The sequence below is a fragment of the Vibrio cionasavignyae genome (assembly GCF_050337155.1).
GTDB classification, from domain to species: Bacteria; Pseudomonadota; Gammaproteobacteria; order Enterobacterales; family Vibrionaceae; genus Vibrio; species Vibrio nomapromontoriensis.
Genome location: NZ_JAKJSR010000035.1, coordinates 39,042 through 54,785 on the forward strand (window position 1 = coordinate 39,042; position 15,744 = coordinate 54,785).

Genomic DNA, 15,744 nt, shown 5'->3' on the forward strand with positions numbered 1-15,744 from the left:
TTAAATCTACTGACGAAGGAAAGTATCCAATGAAAATGTCACGACTGTCATTCGCCGTTCCACTGGTATTAATACTGCAAGCGTGCTCATCTTTCAACACAACGTCAAATGAGTCGTCCACCACGCCACTTAAAGCGGAGCTTTCTCGTCCAGAAACCATTACCCCACAAAGCTACGTCCTAAGAGGACAAGCGATCGTTGGTCATGAATCTCGAACCATTCAACCCTGTGGCAGTACCCAACAGTATTGGCTTGAACTGCCGAAAGAGGCACGAGAAGCGGCAGAGAAGTTGTCTCGCACGCCCTATCAAGCCCTTTATGCGGAAGTGATTGGTCACTTAGAAGCGCCGAGTCACCGCGGGTTTGATTCTGATTACACGGGTCGATTTGTTGTTAAACAAGTCAACCTGATCACGGCAGAGAACCCCAACCGCTGTGACCAACCGTTGCGGCCCACTCAAGTGTTAGGTAACGAACCATTTTGGAATTTAAAATTCAATACATCAAAAATGGCTCAATTTAGCCAAATGGGTAATGACCCTCAAACACTGGAACTTGAATCCAAGCAGATCACCCAAAACACTCGTCGTTATGAGTTTGATGATGCCAATCTCACGATGACCAGTAAACTGTGTAACGACACCATGAGTGACAGTGTGTATGGATGGAGCGCCGCCTTAGTGATGGATGATCAACCTCGTCAGGGATGCGCGACCGTATCCAACCGCGATCGCACACTAAGCTGGGTCAACACCTATACTGCACAATCAACAGAGAACACTGGCTTTACCGTCTCAATGACTCTTAATGCCGATCACACTGCCATTACTCGCTACGATTACGCCGACCAATCTCCTGCTACAGAAGAGCGCGGATTTTGGCAGCAACTCAATGACCAACAAGTACAAGTAGTGATGACCCGCCACCAGCAGCAGTACTTAGTGTCTCAGCGCATCTTTACCCAAGAAGAAGGCTCACTGGTCGCAACGGAAGAAAAGGTAGGGAATATCCTCTATCCAATAAGTAATGGTGGCCTAAGACTCTATAAGAACCAATGAAGATGAATCAATCCCCATGCCTAGCCACAACGTGTGTACGTTGTGGCTTTCAACATAACTGTTACTGCGACGCGATCCCTACGATCACCAGTGATCTTACCATCACGCTATTGACTCACCCTAATGAGACTAAGCGCGCCACCAACACTGGACAAATCGTCAAACAATTATTGCCCAATACCCATATTGAGATATGGCAACGAAAAGGGCCAATCCCGTCATATATCGCCCCTAAAGAAGATCCTTCCGTGTGCGAAAATGAAGGAAATACCACTCCTGTCTTGGTATTTCCTTCAGAAAGTAGTGTTCCTTTGGCTCAATGGCAATCACAGCATCCACGTGGGAGCCACTTCATTTTGTTAGATGCCACTTGGCAAGAAGCGAAGAAGATGTTGAACAGAAGTGATTGGTTACAAGCGCTCCCTCAAGTCAGCATTACCGCGCCTGAGTCTTCGCAATACCAACTAAGACGAAACCAACAAAGTGGTAACCTGTGTACCTTTGAGGTCGTCGCTCAGATGATCAACGAATTGGAAAGCGACAAAACAGCGCGAACAATGCTCGCTTTTTTTAAAGACTACCTAGCAAGGTATCAAGCCGAACGCTGTGGTCATCGCTTAGAGAAACCATAAATAAACCGACTTCGATATAAAAAGAAAAACTGGGAAAGAAAATGAGGGGGTATTCGTTGCCTAATCAGAACCTTAAGCAGTTCATAATTTTAAGCAACGAATAAGAATACTGCGCGCCTTGGATCTACACCAAAGACAGCAACGATGTTAGCTGATTAATTTCGATATCCGGTAAGATTTTCAGTCGAGGCGTTGCTCTCGCACTTCTTGATTGGTCATTGAACCAGCACGCACTGAAACCATGTCGCTTTGCTCCCAATACATCCGTAATGGCATGATCACCAACATGCAATATATGCTGGCGTTCGACATTAAGGTGTGCGGCAGCTTTAGCAAACATATCTTCATACGGTTTTGCCCGCCCATCGGGACCGGCTTTGAGCACCAGTGAAAAGTATCGCGTTAACCCGATGGCCTGCACATTAACGTTACCATTAGTGATAGCCACCAAAGGCATGGCTTGACTCAAACGTTGCAAAACTTGATGTGTTTCATGTGGAACATCGAAATCGCTGCGCCAAAGAAGTACTCGCTGAATTAATTCATCAGCCGCGCTCTGAGCATTTTGCCTATCGTAACCCAAATGCATTAATCCCTGTAAAACCTGTTGCTGACGCCACTGCGTCACATCATGCTTTAACTCAGGGCTTTGCTTAAGCAACTGAAACTTAAAGGCTTGCCACTGTGTTTTATCCCAACGCTGACTAATGGGGTGCTGAGAATACAGCCACTGCGATGCTTGCTCCTCAACCTTACGGATCACGGGGTGATTGTCATATAAGGTATCATCAAGGTCGAATGTCATCGCCTTAATCGTCGGCACACTACGGTAAAAATGCATCATTCAGTCCTTAGTTTTTCTTTTTCGCACGGGGGTGGGCCTGATCATAAGCTTGCGCCAAATGCTGAAAGTCTAAGTGGGTATATATCTGCGTCGTCGAGATATTTTCATGACCTAATAATTCTTGTACGGCACGTAAGTTATTACTCGACTCTAGCATGTGGGTTGCAAAAGAGTGGCGCAACTTATGTGGACTAACATGGCTAGCAAGAGACTGTTTCTGTCCCCATTCCGCCATTCTTTTTTGTACACTTCGATGGGAGATCCTCGTCCCTAATTTTGAGACAAATAACGCGGGTTCCCCAGACTTAGCAATACTGCCGCGTAGCTTGAGCCATTTCTTTGCCCACTCAACGGCTTGACCAGAGAAAGGGACCTTGCGCTCTTTATCACCTTTACCAATCACTCGAATTTCACCACTGAACATATTCAAGTGTTTAACGTCAATGCCGACGAGTTCAGCTAAACGTAACCCGGCACCATACATCATCTCCATAATCGCTCGGTCACGAACGGCTAAAGGATCCTCTTCGTTCACTTCGAGCAATTGAGCCATTTCATCAACATCGAGATTTTTCGGTAATGGCCGCTGCTTTCTTGGCGCACTCACTCCCTTAGCAGGATTAGCGTTCAGCTCCCCACGAAGAATCAAAAAATCAAAAAAGCTCCGCAGTGATGACAGACGAGTAGCAATGCTGCTCGCTTTCATACCTTCACGCATGCCCTTACCCGCTAATTGCCGAACCCAACCGGCATCGACCTGAGTCCAATCACTCACCCCCATTTCATAAAGGTGGACACCCATGGTCTCTAATTGCTGACGATAATTTCGTTGAGTATGAAGGCTAAGCCCTTTCTCACTGCGCAAATATTCGTAAAAGCGCTCTAACGGTTTTTGCAAACAGTTAGGCAGTACTTGGTCTGACATTGTCTTCCTCAAGTTGACGCCACTCTAAACTCTCACACAAATACGACAACACCAAGGCAAGATGCCTTAGGAATAACGTATCCATATCAGGTTGGAAGTGGCCGCCATCTTCACTAGAAAAGATTAAAAAGCCTTGAGCAAATTGGCGTTTAAGGGGTAATACTACGTACGAACCAAGCTCAGGAACGCTAGCATCACCGAAAAGTAACTCTCTATCTGCCTTTCTTAACCGACCAAGGTAAGCATCTTTACCGTTCAGGTGATTGGTCGTAAAACGCTGCCAACTTTCCATTGATAACGAGTCACCACCTTTTTCAGTATTGAGTAGCTTGACGTAACCCTTGAGGTTTAAGTCAAGCGCGGTTTGCGTAATGGCTCTCAGTACACTCTGCAAGTCACGGCATTTCAACAGACTTTCTTGCAGCGACATAAATTCATAAAACGTCTTATCATTGCGTGCTGCGAGCGACATTAGGGTGGTAATTTCTTCCTCTAATGCCTCAATCCGCTCACGGTGTCGCTGCAGTTGAATTCCAACCAATGAGACGGCGCCTTGCTGTTGGTGTGGAAGCGCTAGCTTTTCCACTAAGGTTTCTCTACCTTTAAAAAAATCCGGATGATCGAATAGATACTGTGCGACCACTTCTGCCGTTAGGTGATCAGCTTCAAACTCAGACAAAATGCTTCCCTTTGATTCTTTGTCTCTACTTGTCATTCATTAATGAAGACACGAAAAAATGGCGGACCCGAAAACGGGGTCCGCCATTAGTATAATGGGTTATTGCTTAACTGGAAATTTGCTTAACAGGAAATCTGCCCATCAAAAACATGGGTTGCGCTACCTGTCATAAATAATGGGTGCCCCTCACCTTGCCACGCAATGCTCAAGTCGCCTCCAGGGAGTCGAACCGTAACTTTTTCGTCCAGTAATCCTTGTACAATACCAACCGCAACCGCGCCACAAGCACCACTTCCGCAAGCTTGGGTTTCCCCAGCACCACGTTCGTAGACTCGTAGCTTAACCTCATTGCGGTTCACAACTTGCATAAATCCAGCATTCACTTTCTCTGGAAAACGTTCATGTGATTCAAGTAATGGCCCCAACTTCTCTACATTGGCGGTATCGGTATCATCGACCACCGTCACAACATGTGGGTTGCCCATACTCACCGCACCACAAAACAGAGTCTGCTCCTCGGCACGCATAATGTACGTTTTCTCTTTCTGCTTCGCTTTGAATGGGATTTTACTTGGCTCAAACTCTGGCTGACCCATGTTAACGGTAACCAAGTCATTCTCTTCTAACTTGAGTACCATTTTCCCTTTCTTAGTGCTAACGCTGATCCTGTACTTATTGGTTAGCCCTTTCATCTGTACAAAACGAGCAAAGCAACGCGCTCCATTGCCGCATTGTTCCACTTCGCTGCCATCGGCATTAAAAATGCGGTAATGAAAATCCGTTTCCGGATCATAGGGCGCTTCAACAATTAATAGTTGATCAAAACCCACTCCCGTATGCCTATTCGCTAGGCGGCGAATGAGATCTGGCGAGAAAAACACATTCTGAGTAATGCAGTCTACGACCATAAAGTCATTACCCAATCCGTGCATTTTAGAAAAATGGAAATGCATAGTTGTTTCTTTACTCCGGTAAGATACTCTCAAGTTCCCACAGACTCGCCAGTGTTTCACGCTGACGCACGAGATGAGACTGGTTGCCGTCTACCATTACCTCAGCGACTCGAGGTCGTGTATTATAATTCGATGACATCACAAAACCGTAAGCACCAGCAGAGCGTACCGCTAACAAATCATTTTGCTCCAATACCAATGCGCGATCTTTACCGATAAAGTCACCGGTTTCACAAATTGGACCGACCAAATCATAGCTCACCGCCTCACCCTGACGAGGGATAACCGGAATGATGTCTTGCCAAGCTTGATAAAGAGCAGGACGCATTAAATCATTCATTGCCGCGTCTACAATGGCAAAATTCTTATGTTCGGTATGCTTTAAAAACTCAACTTTAGTCAATAACACCCCTGCATTGGCGGCGATAGCACGACCGGGCTCAAAGATGAGCTCTAATTCAGGGTGATTTTCTAGTCTCGCTAACAATGCTTTTGCATAATCCGATGGTTGCGGCGGCAGCTCATCACGATAGACAACACCCAGTCCACCACCAACATCGAGATGGCGAATATTAACGCCAGCGTCGCGCAGTTGGTCGATAAGTGCCAATAGCCTATCAGTAGCATCAATAAAAGGCTCTATGTCCGTCAACTGAGAGCCTATGTGGCAATCAATACCCTGCACCGACAAATGCGGTAAGCTCTGGGCAAATTTATACACATCTGGAGCACGGTCAAAAGCGATACCAAACTTATTATCACGTAATCCCGTGGAAATATAAGGATGAGTATGAGCATCAACATCAGGATTAATTCGAAGAGAGATAGGCGCTATAACATCAAGTTCACTTGCTACCTGATTTAGACGCTCCAATTCTGGCTCTGATTCTACGTTAAAGCACTTAATACCTAGCTCTAAAGCTCGACGCATTTCTTGAGCTGTTTTACCCACTCCAGAAAAAACCACTTTAGCTGGATCTCCTCCAGCGGCAACAACACGTTCTAGCTCTCCGCCAGAAACGATGTCAAATCCAGAGCCAAGTCGCGCCAATGTATTCAGTACGCCTAAATTAGAGTTAGCTTTTACCGCGTAGCAAACCAAATGCGGGTGTTCACCAACCGATTTATCAAACGCATTCCAATGGCGCTCAAGTGTCGCTCGAGAGTAAACGTACAAAGGTGTGCCATATTGCTCAGCAAGTTGTGTTAGTGACGTATTTTCAGCCCATAGCTGGCCATCGTCCTGATAGTTGAAGTAATCCAAATCGAGTATTCCTTTAAAATATGGCGATGACTATTGTGTCTGCTCTGTTGCCGGGGCTTCATCAGCAGGCATATACAGTGGGCCCGTTTGCCCACAGCCAGCTAACATTACTGCCACGAGCATAAATATTGCCGTGATCGTCTTTTTCATTTTGCATATCGTGATTATTAATTCAATGCCCCCTATAATCGCACCACGAAATAGAAAAGCAATAGGATAACAAAATGAACGACACGGAATTTCATCAACTCGTCGATGCTCAAATGCAAATCATTGAGGAAGCTATCGATGATTCAGGCGCAGACATTGATTATGAGGTCTCTGGCAACGTAATGACTCTGGAATTTGAAAACCGCAGTCAGATCATCATCAATCGCCAAGAGCCAATGCATGAAATCTGGCTCGCGTCTAAATCGGGTGGCTTTCACTTTAAATGGGTAGAGAGCAGCTGGATCTGCTCTCGCTCAGGCGAAGAACTCATGAAGATGGTTAAATCTGAATGCGAAAAGCACGCAGATGAAGATATAGAATGGGCTTAGAGGTTTACAGCCTTTGATGTTCTTGAATTGGGTGAAGCGTCATTTCTATAAGGGATGACATACGCTTCCCCTTCTTCTGGATGAATAATCTGGTAATACTGCGGCAAGTTGAAGTTAATGAGCTTATTCGCCATTCCGTCATTTTGATTGACGTTAGAGGTATAAAAGCTATTCACACTGGCGATCATCTCATCTTTGCTACCACGCATTTGATGATATACCTCAACCTGATTCGTTTCATCCAAAACAAAAATATTGAAGCCATTATCAGTATTTTCAAAGAAGAACTGAATTAACCCCTCACTCGCAAAGCCATCTACCGCTTGAGGCAATTGGAATTCGTCTTCTCGGTCGAGCATTAGCAACGGTGAGCCTTGTAGCTTATTCGTTGAAATACTACGGTAAAAGTCGACAGAGTTTTCAAGTTTTTGAACCGAGACACCGCGACGTTCAAAAAACAACCCATACATTTGGTTTGCCAATTTAATGGCTTTAAAGCGACGACGCTTCTCTTGGTCAACGGGCTTTAAGCGCATTTCAATACACTCAGCTAACAGCTGATAAATAGTATTTCGCAATACACCACGTAAGTTCTTACTATAACAAAAGACATCCACAGACTCTGGAGGTAGCGCATCTTGGTGCATTTTGCCCAAAATCGTTTTTAGCGCATCCAACATCGCCGTATCGCCCTTAAAGTGTAGCGTTCGAACTTCATGCCATGAATTTCGGTACACGAGATCTACCGATCCCACTAGGCTTTGTCCCTCTTCACCAAAACTAAAAATATCGACACTTTTTAAGTCAACTTTCGATGATTTCCCCGATAACGTACTTGTTGGATCGCTTTCAAAATTGATGAACATCGCTAGCTGACTAACTTCACATGGACTCGCCAGAGCTTGCATACTTGGACGACGCTTTCTAAGCGAGAAGGTGTTTCGCAGATCACTCACCATTTGATAAAATTTATCAATATCGATGTGCGCATCACGAACCACTGAATTCAGGTGTGTTGATTCCGTAATAAGGCCATTAAAGAAGGCCCATGATACCAATTTACTCAAATATTCATTGTGCTGAAGTGCAGGTTGCCCTAATAAGCGATGAGCAATTAAAGGCTGTTTATACAAATACCATCCCGATTGATAATTCTTTCCTTCTTTCACTTCAATGAAGCTGAGATCTGGCTCGTGCAAATCAGGTGAAATCTGAGGATTCAATAAGGTGACTTTACCAGGAAGCACTTCAAACGCGGCATACAGCTTACGAGCCAATATACTGATATCTTGAGGGCTAATTGCAGAGGTAATGTCGTTGCGACGAGCAAACTGGATTAAGTTTCGGTAGCTCAGCATCAACGCATCAAGCAAAGCGTTATGCACGACCATGACTTGCTCTACTTTCCAATTACGTCGGTTATCAAGCTCTTCTAATACCGATTGCGGCCATTGCCACTCAGCCGTCATTAAACCCAGCGCTTCACGACGCCAAGGAACAGAACCTACACCCGGTTCTCTAGACAGTTTTTCATGGGTTTTGAGGTAGAAACAACGCCGAACAAGATCAAGACGAGTATGGTCACCAATTCGAACTAAGTAACGCGTGACTTTTTCCAGCATTAAATAATACGCATCCATCCCATATAAGTCTGGCTCATGGGCAAAAAATCGACGTTTAGTATCAATACTCAATAGCTGAGTATGCGGGTATTCCCATGAATATGCTTCAAGAAGAATCGCTTTTAAAACGGATTTATATGGAGAGTCGATACTCTTATAAAGCTGCCATAGGCTGGAACCAAAGTACTCTTCCGCAGGAATTCGATTCAATCTACCAAAATCAATCCACTCATCGCAGTTGATGTAGCCGCCGTCACAAAGCTGTGTGACATACTCATCGTAGCACTCTTCCATTTCTGGTGGGACGATTTGCCACAACAAACGTTGTCCGCCCAATCGAACAGCAGAACGGTAAAATTCATCGAGTAAGAGAAGATGCTGAGACGAACCACAATTATCTCCGGTCATCTCTTCTGAAACATTACTACGAAAACGCTCTTCATCCATCAAAAAGAAGTTCGCTTCAACGCCTAGACCTTGCGCCCAATCCGTGATCAATAAGCACTTATTACTGAGTTTTTCTCGTGCATCCGTCGGCATGTCAGGGGAAATACACACCCAAATATCAAGGTCGCTTGATGTACTTTGACCAATAGACGATGTACTACCCATGGTATAAAGACCAAGGATGTCCGTCTGCTCTGGTGGGGGAAGAGGCTGACCCAGCGCTAGCTGAATATCATCAATGAATTGCTGCTGAAGAGAATTAGATTCAAAGCCATAAAGCCCACTAGGAGTAGAACCTTCGAAATAGCCAGGAATAATTGGATGATTAAAATGGAATAAGGCCGGGATAAGCTGGAATACACGCTGCCCTTGCAGATCCATAAGCGCCAGCGCGCGCTCAATACGCTGCTGATTAAGGTTATCTAGCCTTTGGATAAGAGTATCAGTGTAAGCCTGCAAAGGTTATTCCTAGGTTGGACCCAACTGCTGATTCGCGTGGATCTTAAACAATTACCGCCTCAAAACGTGATCAATGTAACACTTTTATCATGACTGGTAAAGCAATACTCAGCTAGATAGCACCAGCATTAAGCCCTGATTACAACGAGTGATGACACTGGGCCGACCACCAACAATTCTAACAGTAGTCGCTGCGTCAAATGCGATTAATCTCACACTATTAGTAATCTTTGTGATGTTAGACACAAGACCCTAATTTGCGAGCAGGGAAATCACTAATCATTTAATAGAGACAGTGATAGGATTAATCCCATTACCAAGATGAAATGCTAACGAGAACAACATGACTCAAGCGACACCTATTCGAATTGCTACCCGAAAAAGCCCCCTAGCCTTATGGCAAGCCCACTATGTAAAAGATGCCCTCATCGCCGCTCACCCAGGTCTTGAAGTCGAGCTCGTCACCATGGTCACGAAAGGCGATATTATTCTTGATACTCCATTGGCAAAAGTCGGCGGCAAAGGCTTATTCGTGAAAGAGCTTGAAGTAGCAATGCTTGAGGGCCGTGCAGACCTCGCCGTGCACTCCATGAAAGACGTTCCAGTCGACTTTCCTGAAGGACTTGGTCTAGTCACCATTTGTGAACGAGAAGACCCTCGCGACGCGTTTGTATCCAATACATATCAAGATCTGGATTCACTGCCAAAAGGCGCAGTTGTCGGTACTTGCAGTCTTCGTCGTCAGTGCCAAATTAAAGAACGTCGTCCTGATATCGAAATCAAAGAGCTACGTGGTAATGTCGGTACTCGTTTAGGCAAACTCGACAATGGCGACTATGACGCGATTGTCCTCGCAGCTGCAGGCCTAAAGCGCCTCAAGCTTGAATCAAGAATTCGTAGCTTCATTGAACCAGAGGTATCATTACCGGCTGTGGGTCAAGGAGCGGTTGGTATTGAATGTCGTCTCGACGATCAAAGGTTAATCGAACTCCTGCAACCTCTAAACCACAAAGAAACCGCAGATCGCGTTCTTTGTGAGCGAGCAATGAATCTGACGTTAGAGGGGGGATGCCAAGTTCCTATCGGCAGCTACTCACTACTTGATGGTGATGACATCTGGCTGCGAGCTTTAGTCGGTGAACCTGACGGTTCTTTAATTGTGCGTGGAGAGATTCATGGTAAACGCTCAGATGCAGAAGCACTTGGTATCCAGCTTGCAAATCAGCTGTTAGACCAAGGAGCTAAAGACATTCTAGAAAAACTCTACCAAGACCACGAGTAATCACGGATGAAAGTGCTAGTAACACGCCCTGGCGCACAAGGGGTTGAACTATGCGAACTCATTAAAAACATGGGGGGCACCGCCCTCCATCACCCTCTTATTGACATCATACCTTGTAAACCTAATGGCAATTTTAGCCGTCAGCTCCAAGATGCAGACATTATTATCGCCGTCAGCCAACATGCTGTCATCAATGCCCATCACATCCTATTAGAATCCGGTGCTACGTGGCCAGTAAACCGAATTTATCTTGGGGTTGGTCAAAAAACCGCACATGAATTAAGCAATACTTGTAAACAAAACGTACACTACCCGACAACAAGTGATAGCGAACACCTGCTGAATCTGCCTGAATTAAAGGATGTTTCAGGAAAAACCATCGTCATTCTTCGAGGGAATGGCGGACGTGAGCTGATTCATCAACAACTGACTCAAAGAGGCGCCAACGTACTCTACCTTGAAGTCTATCAACGCCAATTTATTCCTATCTCTTCCAATAACGTGGATGAATGGCAATCACTGTCACTTGAAAATATCATCGTAACAAGTGGTGAACAACTCGATTATTTGATCGCGCAAACACCAGAGCCAGCATACGCTTGGCTGACCCAATTAACGCTATTAGTTCCTAGTGAACGAATCGCCAAGTTTGCAACGATGCACGAATTTCGCAACGTAATAACGACAAAAGGTGCATCAAACCCAACAATACTTGCTGCTCTCCAGCGCTTAGATACAGGACTTAAGCATGACGAACAAGAATAAAGACGAGCAATCTCCGTCAAACGATCAACAAGACGTCAAGGCACTAGCCCCTGAGAATTCAACAATAGAATCTCAAGTCGAACCCGCCATCGCAACACCACCGACGCCACCCTCATCGAAAGAGCCTGAGTTTGAAGAAAAACAAGGTAAGCGAGGAGTAAAACTGGGAACTGCCGCTATCGTACTTGCTGTCATTTTTGGTGGTGGGCTCAGTTATCAAATTCAACAACAAACAAGTAATTATGAAAAACGTATCGCCGAGCTAGAGTCACAACTTAAAGCGACTCAAACTAATGTTTCAAGCGATATGGAACAAGTCAAAACACAGACGCTTGAGCAAGCTAAGACAGTCACTCATAAAGCCGAAGTGATCTTAGCCCAACAGCAGAAAAGTATTCAAAGCCTGCAGTTAGCCGTTGCGGACGTAAAAGGACGCCGTCCTAATGATTGGCTACTCGCTGAAGCCGACTATTTGGTTAAGCTCGCTGGACGTAAACTGTTTTTAGAGCACGATGTGGTGAGCGCAACTCGTCTTATGGAGTCTGCCGATCAACGTATTGCTGCGCTTAATGACCCAAGTCTAGTCGCCTTAAGACAATCAATGGCCAACGATATTACCAAACTTAGAATGGTTCCTCTCATCGATCGTGATGGGCTAGTACTCCGACTGACTTCTTTACAGCAACAGGTTGATAGCCTTCCTCTTGCCAATGCAATACTGCCTGAAGCTCCAGACGTACAGAAACAGCAAGTTTCAGGCGATATTTACGACTGGCAAGATAACTTGATGACCTCACTAAAAGACTTCTCTGAGAACTTCATCACCTTCCGTTCTCGTGACGGCAACGTCATTCCTTTGCTCTCTCCATCTCAACACTTTTATCTTAGAGAGAATATTAAATCTAAAATTGAAACGGCGATTCGCGCCATTTATCAAGAGCAAGGTGAGATCTATAAACTATCATTACAAGCGGCTGAGCAGTGGTCGACATCTTTCTTTGACCAAGACAATAATGCCGTAAAAGAATTTGATGCCACCCTTAGCAAACTAAGCACCCAAAACATTCAAGTCGACTACCCAGTTAAGCTAGAAACCCAAGCTCAACTTTCTGACGTCATCACAGATCGCCTACGTCGTGAGGTCACCACAATCATTACGGAGGAGAAATAATGATTCGAATTCTATTTCTTTTCGCCGTTTTAGGCGCGGGGCTATTTGCTGGTACGCAGTTTTCCGGTCAACAGGGCTATGTCTTAATATCGATAGCGAATCAGACCATTGAGATGAGCGTTACCACACTGGTCATTTTTGTCATTGCAACGCTAGCTGCTCTTTTTCTACTGGAATACATCGTAAAGAAAATTTTCTACACCAGTGTTTCTACCTTCAATTACTTCAGTGTAAGAAAAATGCGCCGATCTCGCCGCTACACTAACGAGGGCATTATTAAGCTGCTTGAAGGGAACTGGAAAGTAGCAGAAAAAAAAGTGACTCGCTGGGCAAATCATCATGATATGCCGCTTTTGTGCTACCTCGTCGCCTCAGAGGCAGCGCTTGGTCAAGGTGACAAGGCTAAGCGAGACCATTACTTAGCCTTAGCAGCCAAGCAACAAGACTCTCAGCTTGCTGTTGACCTTACCAAAGCAAAACAGGCCGTTCGTGAAGAGGAATACGAGCTAGCATTGCCAGTATTGGAATCTTTAAAACAGCAGTATCCGCACAATACCATCGTACTAAGCTTGCTTAAAACGACGTACCGCGCCTTAGAAGAATGGCAAGCTCTGCTTGATTTATTGCCTAAACTTAAAAAAGCGAAAATGATCGACGAGTCTGAACTCGGTGCACTAGAAGAGCGCTCTCAGTGTGGTCTTCTAGAAGATGTTGCTTCCCAGCAAGGAAGTGAAGGGTTGATTGCTCATTGGGATAAGCTACCAAGAAAGACACGTCAAAGTGCGCATCTTGTAGGCTGCTTTACCAAGCAACTCATCGCGAGAAAATCAGATACCGAAGCTTTTACTGTCATCAAAGAAGCGTTAAAGAAACAGTCTCATGATGAACTTTATACCCTGCTACCAGAGCTTAATCTACCAGACTCTCACCCGGTCATTATGTTGCTAGAGGACACTCTGAAAAAGAACCCTAATAGTGCCAATGCACATAGTGCGCTTGCTCAGTTCTATTTCCGTGAAGAAAAATGGGCCGATTCTCAACGCCACTTAGAACAAGCGCTTTCACTTCGCCCGGATGTCTCTGATTATGCGTATCTAGCAGACACACTAGAAAAACAAAACATGACAAAAGCGGCTGGAGAAGTTTCTCGTAAAGCGTTAACGCTAATTGAAAAATAAAACTAGTTACCAATACAATGCCTCCTAAAGGGAGGCATTTTTGATCTCCAAGCTAAATCACAAGCCATAACCTAAATCACAAGCCATGCCGCTCTAACGCTCGATTTGTCAATGTGATGGTAAAATCGTTCACTTTCCAATGAGTCGGACACCAGCCTAGTAAAAAGCGTTGAAAGTCAGCCCACGCTACGTCAAAAAGTTCATTCCAAGCATCGCATACCAGGGCAGCATCAACTTCTGGCCTATGATGTTTCAAAGCCGCTTTTAAGGCATGAAAATAGCAAGATAAGTAAGGCGTAAGTGACAGGTTTTCATCTTCAAAATCAACCACGCTTGTTAGAAATAGAACGAGGTCTTTAACGCCGACGCCAGCACCCACATACTGAAAATCCACAGCAGACACCAACTCTCCAGAGTCATCAAAACAGAAATTGGCGAGCTTGGCATCACCGTGAATTAAGGTTTGATAAGGACAGGTTTGCATGAGTTTATCTAAAATAGTCGCTGCGCGCTGATAGCGTTTATCCGCCATTGCAGCAAGTTCATCCGGTCTAGTCTCTAAATGCCAATAAGAACCTTGCTCCCACAACCCCTGCGGACTTTCCCCTAACCAAAATGCATGAAACTCTGCAAGCCAGTGTAATACCGTGAAAATCTCTAGCTGAGTCGGTTTAGTGACAACTCGGTCTCTTCCAATCTGATGAAGATCTTGTAAAAGCAAAAAATAATGCCTCTCAGCCTCTGAGCTCCCTAAGCATTTAGGAATCCAGCCAGTCGGCATTCTTTCACCGTAATGGGTATACCAATGAAATTCTACTTGGTAGGACTGTCGTTTACGTTGATGTGATCGTAACGTATTCCACCCTCTAGGATGCGTAAGCGGTGCAAGCTCTGGTAGTTGAATATGCTTAACAATAATGCGGTTGGAATGGTGACCATTCTTGGTCCCTACTCGTAATAACCCACCATAACCGCCCCATAACTGTTGGATTGGTTGTACTGAATCAATAGCGTAGCCAGGCTTCAGCAAAGAAGATATTTTTCGGTTTAACCATACAGCATCAACATCCATACATTTATCACCTAGCCTCAATTACAAGATTTACTATTAAGTGCTTATTGTAATTGCAGTAGATCCGATATCGAAGAAGTCTTTTTGTACGAAGTCTCGAGTGAAGATAGATAATGCTTGCGAGGTATATTTTAGATAGCAAAAAGCCCGCTGAAAATCAGCGGGCTTTTTTAATAGTGGCGGAGGGATAGGGATTTGAACCCTAGAAGGGCTATTAACCCTTGCCGGTTTTCAAGACCGGTGCTTTCGACCACTCAGCCATCCCTCCGCAAATTGTTATCTAAATAAAGTCTTAATTTGTATGCTTTAGTAGATATTTGTTCAAAGCCTGGCGATGTCCTACTCTCACATGGGGAAACCCCACACTACCATCGGCGCTACTGCGTTTCACTTCTGAGTTCGGCATGGGATCAGGTGGGTCCGCAACGCTATGGTCGCCAAGCAAATTCTTCTTTTACTTTCAGCTTTTACTAAAAACTGAAGGCAAAATTAATCTGGAAAGCTAATAAAAGTTCTTAATACACATTCAATCTGTTCTTGCTTTGAGTCCAATCAAAACCCTTTGGGTGTTGTATGGTTAAGCCTCACGGGCAATTAGTACAGGTTAGCTCAATGCCTCACAGCACTTACACACCCTGCCTATCAACGTTCTAGTCTTGAACAACCCTTTAGGACACTTAAAGTGCCAGGGAAGACTCATCTCAGGGCTCGCTTCCCGCTTAGATGCTTTCAGCGGTTATCGATTCCGAACTTAGCTACCGGGCAATGCCATTGGCATGACAACCCGAACACCAGAGGTTCGTCCACTCCGGTCCTCTCGTACTAGGAGCAGCCCCCTTCAATCTTCCAACGCC

General features: G+C 45.0%; 15 protein-coding genes, 1 tRNA gene and 2 rRNA genes. 7 read left to right on the forward strand and 11 right to left on the reverse strand.

Features of this window, described 5'->3' with window-relative positions:
* Window positions 1–29: 29 nt before the first annotated feature.
* Complete coding sequence (locus L4D74_RS23520; RefSeq protein WP_428754845.1) at window positions 30–1,058, forward strand: COG3650 family protein; 1,029 nt, start codon at window positions 30–32, stop codon at window positions 1,056–1,058.
* A gap of 2 nt (window positions 1,059–1,060) precedes the next feature.
* Window positions 1,061–1,690 (forward strand): tRNA-uridine aminocarboxypropyltransferase, encoded by a 630-nt coding sequence (locus tag L4D74_RS23525; RefSeq protein ID WP_428754846.1) that lies wholly within the window; start codon window positions 1,061–1,063, stop codon window positions 1,688–1,690.
* Between the two features lie 124 nt (window positions 1,691–1,814).
* Here the strand turns inward: L4D74_RS23525 and yigB are convergent, their stop codons facing one another.
* From yigB to lptM, 6 genes are all read right to left on the reverse strand, one after another.
* On the reverse strand, window positions 1,815–2,531 hold the full coding sequence (yigB, locus tag L4D74_RS23530; protein WP_428754860.1) for a 5-amino-6-(5-phospho-D-ribitylamino)uracil phosphatase YigB: 717 nt from the start codon (window positions 2,529–2,531) through the stop codon (window positions 1,815–1,817).
* A gap of 10 nt (window positions 2,532–2,541) precedes the next feature.
* Window positions 2,542–3,459, reverse strand: coding sequence for a tyrosine recombinase XerC (xerC, locus tag L4D74_RS23535; RefSeq protein WP_428754847.1), 918 nt, complete (start codon window positions 3,457–3,459; stop codon window positions 2,542–2,544).
* Window positions 3,437–4,138: a DUF484 family protein gene (locus L4D74_RS23540; protein WP_428754848.1), complete on the reverse strand. Its 702-nt coding sequence runs from the start codon at window positions 4,136–4,138 to the stop codon at window positions 3,437–3,439. The genes xerC and L4D74_RS23540 overlap by 23 nt, the downstream gene beginning before the upstream one ends.
* A gap of 122 nt (window positions 4,139–4,260) precedes the next feature.
* The gene (dapF, locus tag L4D74_RS23545) at window positions 4,261–5,091 is read right to left on the reverse strand and encodes a diaminopimelate epimerase (protein ID WP_428754849.1); all 831 of its coding nucleotides are present in this window, start codon (window positions 5,089–5,091) and stop codon (window positions 4,261–4,263) included.
* A 10-nt stretch (window positions 5,092–5,101) separates the two neighbouring features.
* On the reverse strand, window positions 5,102–6,355 hold the full coding sequence (lysA, locus tag L4D74_RS23550; protein WP_428754850.1) for a diaminopimelate decarboxylase: 1,254 nt from the start codon (window positions 6,353–6,355) through the stop codon (window positions 5,102–5,104).
* 30 nt (window positions 6,356–6,385) lie between these two features.
* Window positions 6,386–6,505 carry an LPS translocon maturation chaperone LptM gene (gene lptM, locus L4D74_RS23555; protein WP_428754851.1) on the reverse strand — a complete coding sequence of 40 codons (120 nt, stop codon included), beginning with the start codon at window positions 6,503–6,505 and terminating at the stop codon, window positions 6,386–6,388.
* Between the two features lie 74 nt (window positions 6,506–6,579).
* Here lptM and cyaY point away from each other — a divergent pair, with 74 nt between their 5' ends.
* Window positions 6,580–6,894 carry an iron donor protein CyaY gene (gene cyaY, locus L4D74_RS23560; protein WP_428754852.1) on the forward strand — a complete coding sequence of 105 codons (315 nt, stop codon included), beginning with the start codon at window positions 6,580–6,582 and terminating at the stop codon, window positions 6,892–6,894.
* Here cyaY and L4D74_RS23565 read toward each other — a convergent pair.
* Window positions 6,891–9,422, reverse strand: a complete 2,532-nt coding sequence (locus L4D74_RS23565) for a class I adenylate cyclase (RefSeq protein ID WP_428754853.1) — start codon at window positions 9,420–9,422, stop codon at window positions 6,891–6,893. The genes cyaY and L4D74_RS23565 overlap by 4 nt on opposite strands.
* Before the next feature lie 343 nt (window positions 9,423–9,765).
* Between L4D74_RS23565 and hemC the strand changes: the two genes are divergently transcribed.
* Genes hemC through L4D74_RS23585 form a run of 4 tightly spaced genes read left to right on the forward strand, consistent with a single transcriptional unit; the run spans window position 9,766 to window position 13,818 of the window.
* Window positions 9,766–10,704: a hydroxymethylbilane synthase gene (hemC, locus tag L4D74_RS23570; RefSeq protein WP_428754854.1), complete on the forward strand. Its 939-nt coding sequence runs from the start codon at window positions 9,766–9,768 to the stop codon at window positions 10,702–10,704.
* Window positions 10,705–10,710: 6 nt separating this feature from the next.
* Window positions 10,711–11,469 (forward strand): uroporphyrinogen-III synthase, encoded by a 759-nt coding sequence (locus L4D74_RS23575; protein ID WP_428754855.1) that lies wholly within the window; start codon window positions 10,711–10,713, stop codon window positions 11,467–11,469.
* Complete coding sequence (locus tag L4D74_RS23580; protein WP_428754856.1) at window positions 11,453–12,640, forward strand: uroporphyrinogen-III C-methyltransferase; 1,188 nt, start codon at window positions 11,453–11,455, stop codon at window positions 12,638–12,640. The genes L4D74_RS23575 and L4D74_RS23580 overlap by 17 nt, the downstream gene beginning before the upstream one ends.
* Entirely contained in the window at window positions 12,640–13,818 is a 1,179-nt protein-coding gene (locus L4D74_RS23585) for a heme biosynthesis protein HemY (RefSeq protein ID WP_428754857.1), read from the forward strand. The genes L4D74_RS23580 and L4D74_RS23585 overlap by 1 nt, the downstream gene beginning before the upstream one ends.
* A 76-nt stretch (window positions 13,819–13,894) precedes the next feature.
* Here L4D74_RS23585 and L4D74_RS23590 read toward each other — a convergent pair whose 3' ends face one another.
* From L4D74_RS23590 to L4D74_RS23605, 4 genes are all read right to left on the reverse strand, one after another.
* Window positions 13,895–14,890, reverse strand: coding sequence for a phosphotransferase (locus tag L4D74_RS23590; RefSeq protein WP_428754858.1), 996 nt, complete (start codon window positions 14,888–14,890; stop codon window positions 13,895–13,897).
* Between the two features lie 177 nt (window positions 14,891–15,067).
* Window positions 15,068–15,158 (reverse strand) — tRNA-Ser (locus tag L4D74_RS23595).
* A gap of 58 nt (window positions 15,159–15,216) precedes the next feature.
* Window positions 15,217–15,332, reverse strand: a 5S ribosomal RNA gene (gene rrf, locus L4D74_RS23600).
* Window positions 15,333–15,463: 131 nt separating this feature from the next.
* A 23S ribosomal RNA gene (locus L4D74_RS23605) occupies window positions 15,464–15,744 on the reverse strand; the annotation flags it as partial.

What these genes read in the sequence shown, in the direction of transcription:
- L4D74_RS23520 (WP_428754845.1), top strand. Translation starts at nt 30, where the DNA reads ATGAAAATGTCACGACTGTCATTCGCCGTTCCACTGGTATTAATACTG.
- L4D74_RS23585 (WP_428754857.1), top strand. Translation starts at nt 12,640, where the DNA reads ATGATTCGAATTCTATTTCTTTTCGCCGTTTTAGGCGCGGGGCTATTT.
- cyaY (WP_428754852.1), top strand. Translation starts at nt 6,580, where the DNA reads ATGAACGACACGGAATTTCATCAACTCGTCGATGCTCAAATGCAAATC.
- L4D74_RS23525 (WP_428754846.1), top strand. Translation starts at nt 1,061, where the DNA reads ATGAATCAATCCCCATGCCTAGCCACAACGTGTGTACGTTGTGGCTTT.
- L4D74_RS23575 (WP_428754855.1), top strand. Translation starts at nt 10,711, where the DNA reads ATGAAAGTGCTAGTAACACGCCCTGGCGCACAAGGGGTTGAACTATGC.
- L4D74_RS23590 (WP_428754858.1), bottom strand. Translation starts at nt 14,890, where the DNA reads ATGGATGTTGATGCTGTATGGTTAAACCGAAAAATATCTTCTTTGCTG.
- yigB (WP_428754860.1), bottom strand. Translation starts at nt 2,531, where the DNA reads ATGCATTTTTACCGTAGTGTGCCGACGATTAAGGCGATGACATTCGAC.
- L4D74_RS23580 (WP_428754856.1), top strand. Translation starts at nt 11,453, where the DNA reads ATGACGAACAAGAATAAAGACGAGCAATCTCCGTCAAACGATCAACAA.
- lptM (WP_428754851.1), bottom strand. Translation starts at nt 6,505, where the DNA reads ATGAAAAAGACGATCACGGCAATATTTATGCTCGTGGCAGTAATGTTA.
- dapF (WP_428754849.1), bottom strand. Translation starts at nt 5,091, where the DNA reads ATGCATTTCCATTTTTCTAAAATGCACGGATTGGGTAATGACTTTATG.
- xerC (WP_428754847.1), bottom strand. Translation starts at nt 3,459, where the DNA reads ATGTCAGACCAAGTACTGCCTAACTGTTTGCAAAAACCGTTAGAGCGC.
- hemC (WP_428754854.1), top strand. Translation starts at nt 9,766, where the DNA reads ATGACTCAAGCGACACCTATTCGAATTGCTACCCGAAAAAGCCCCCTA.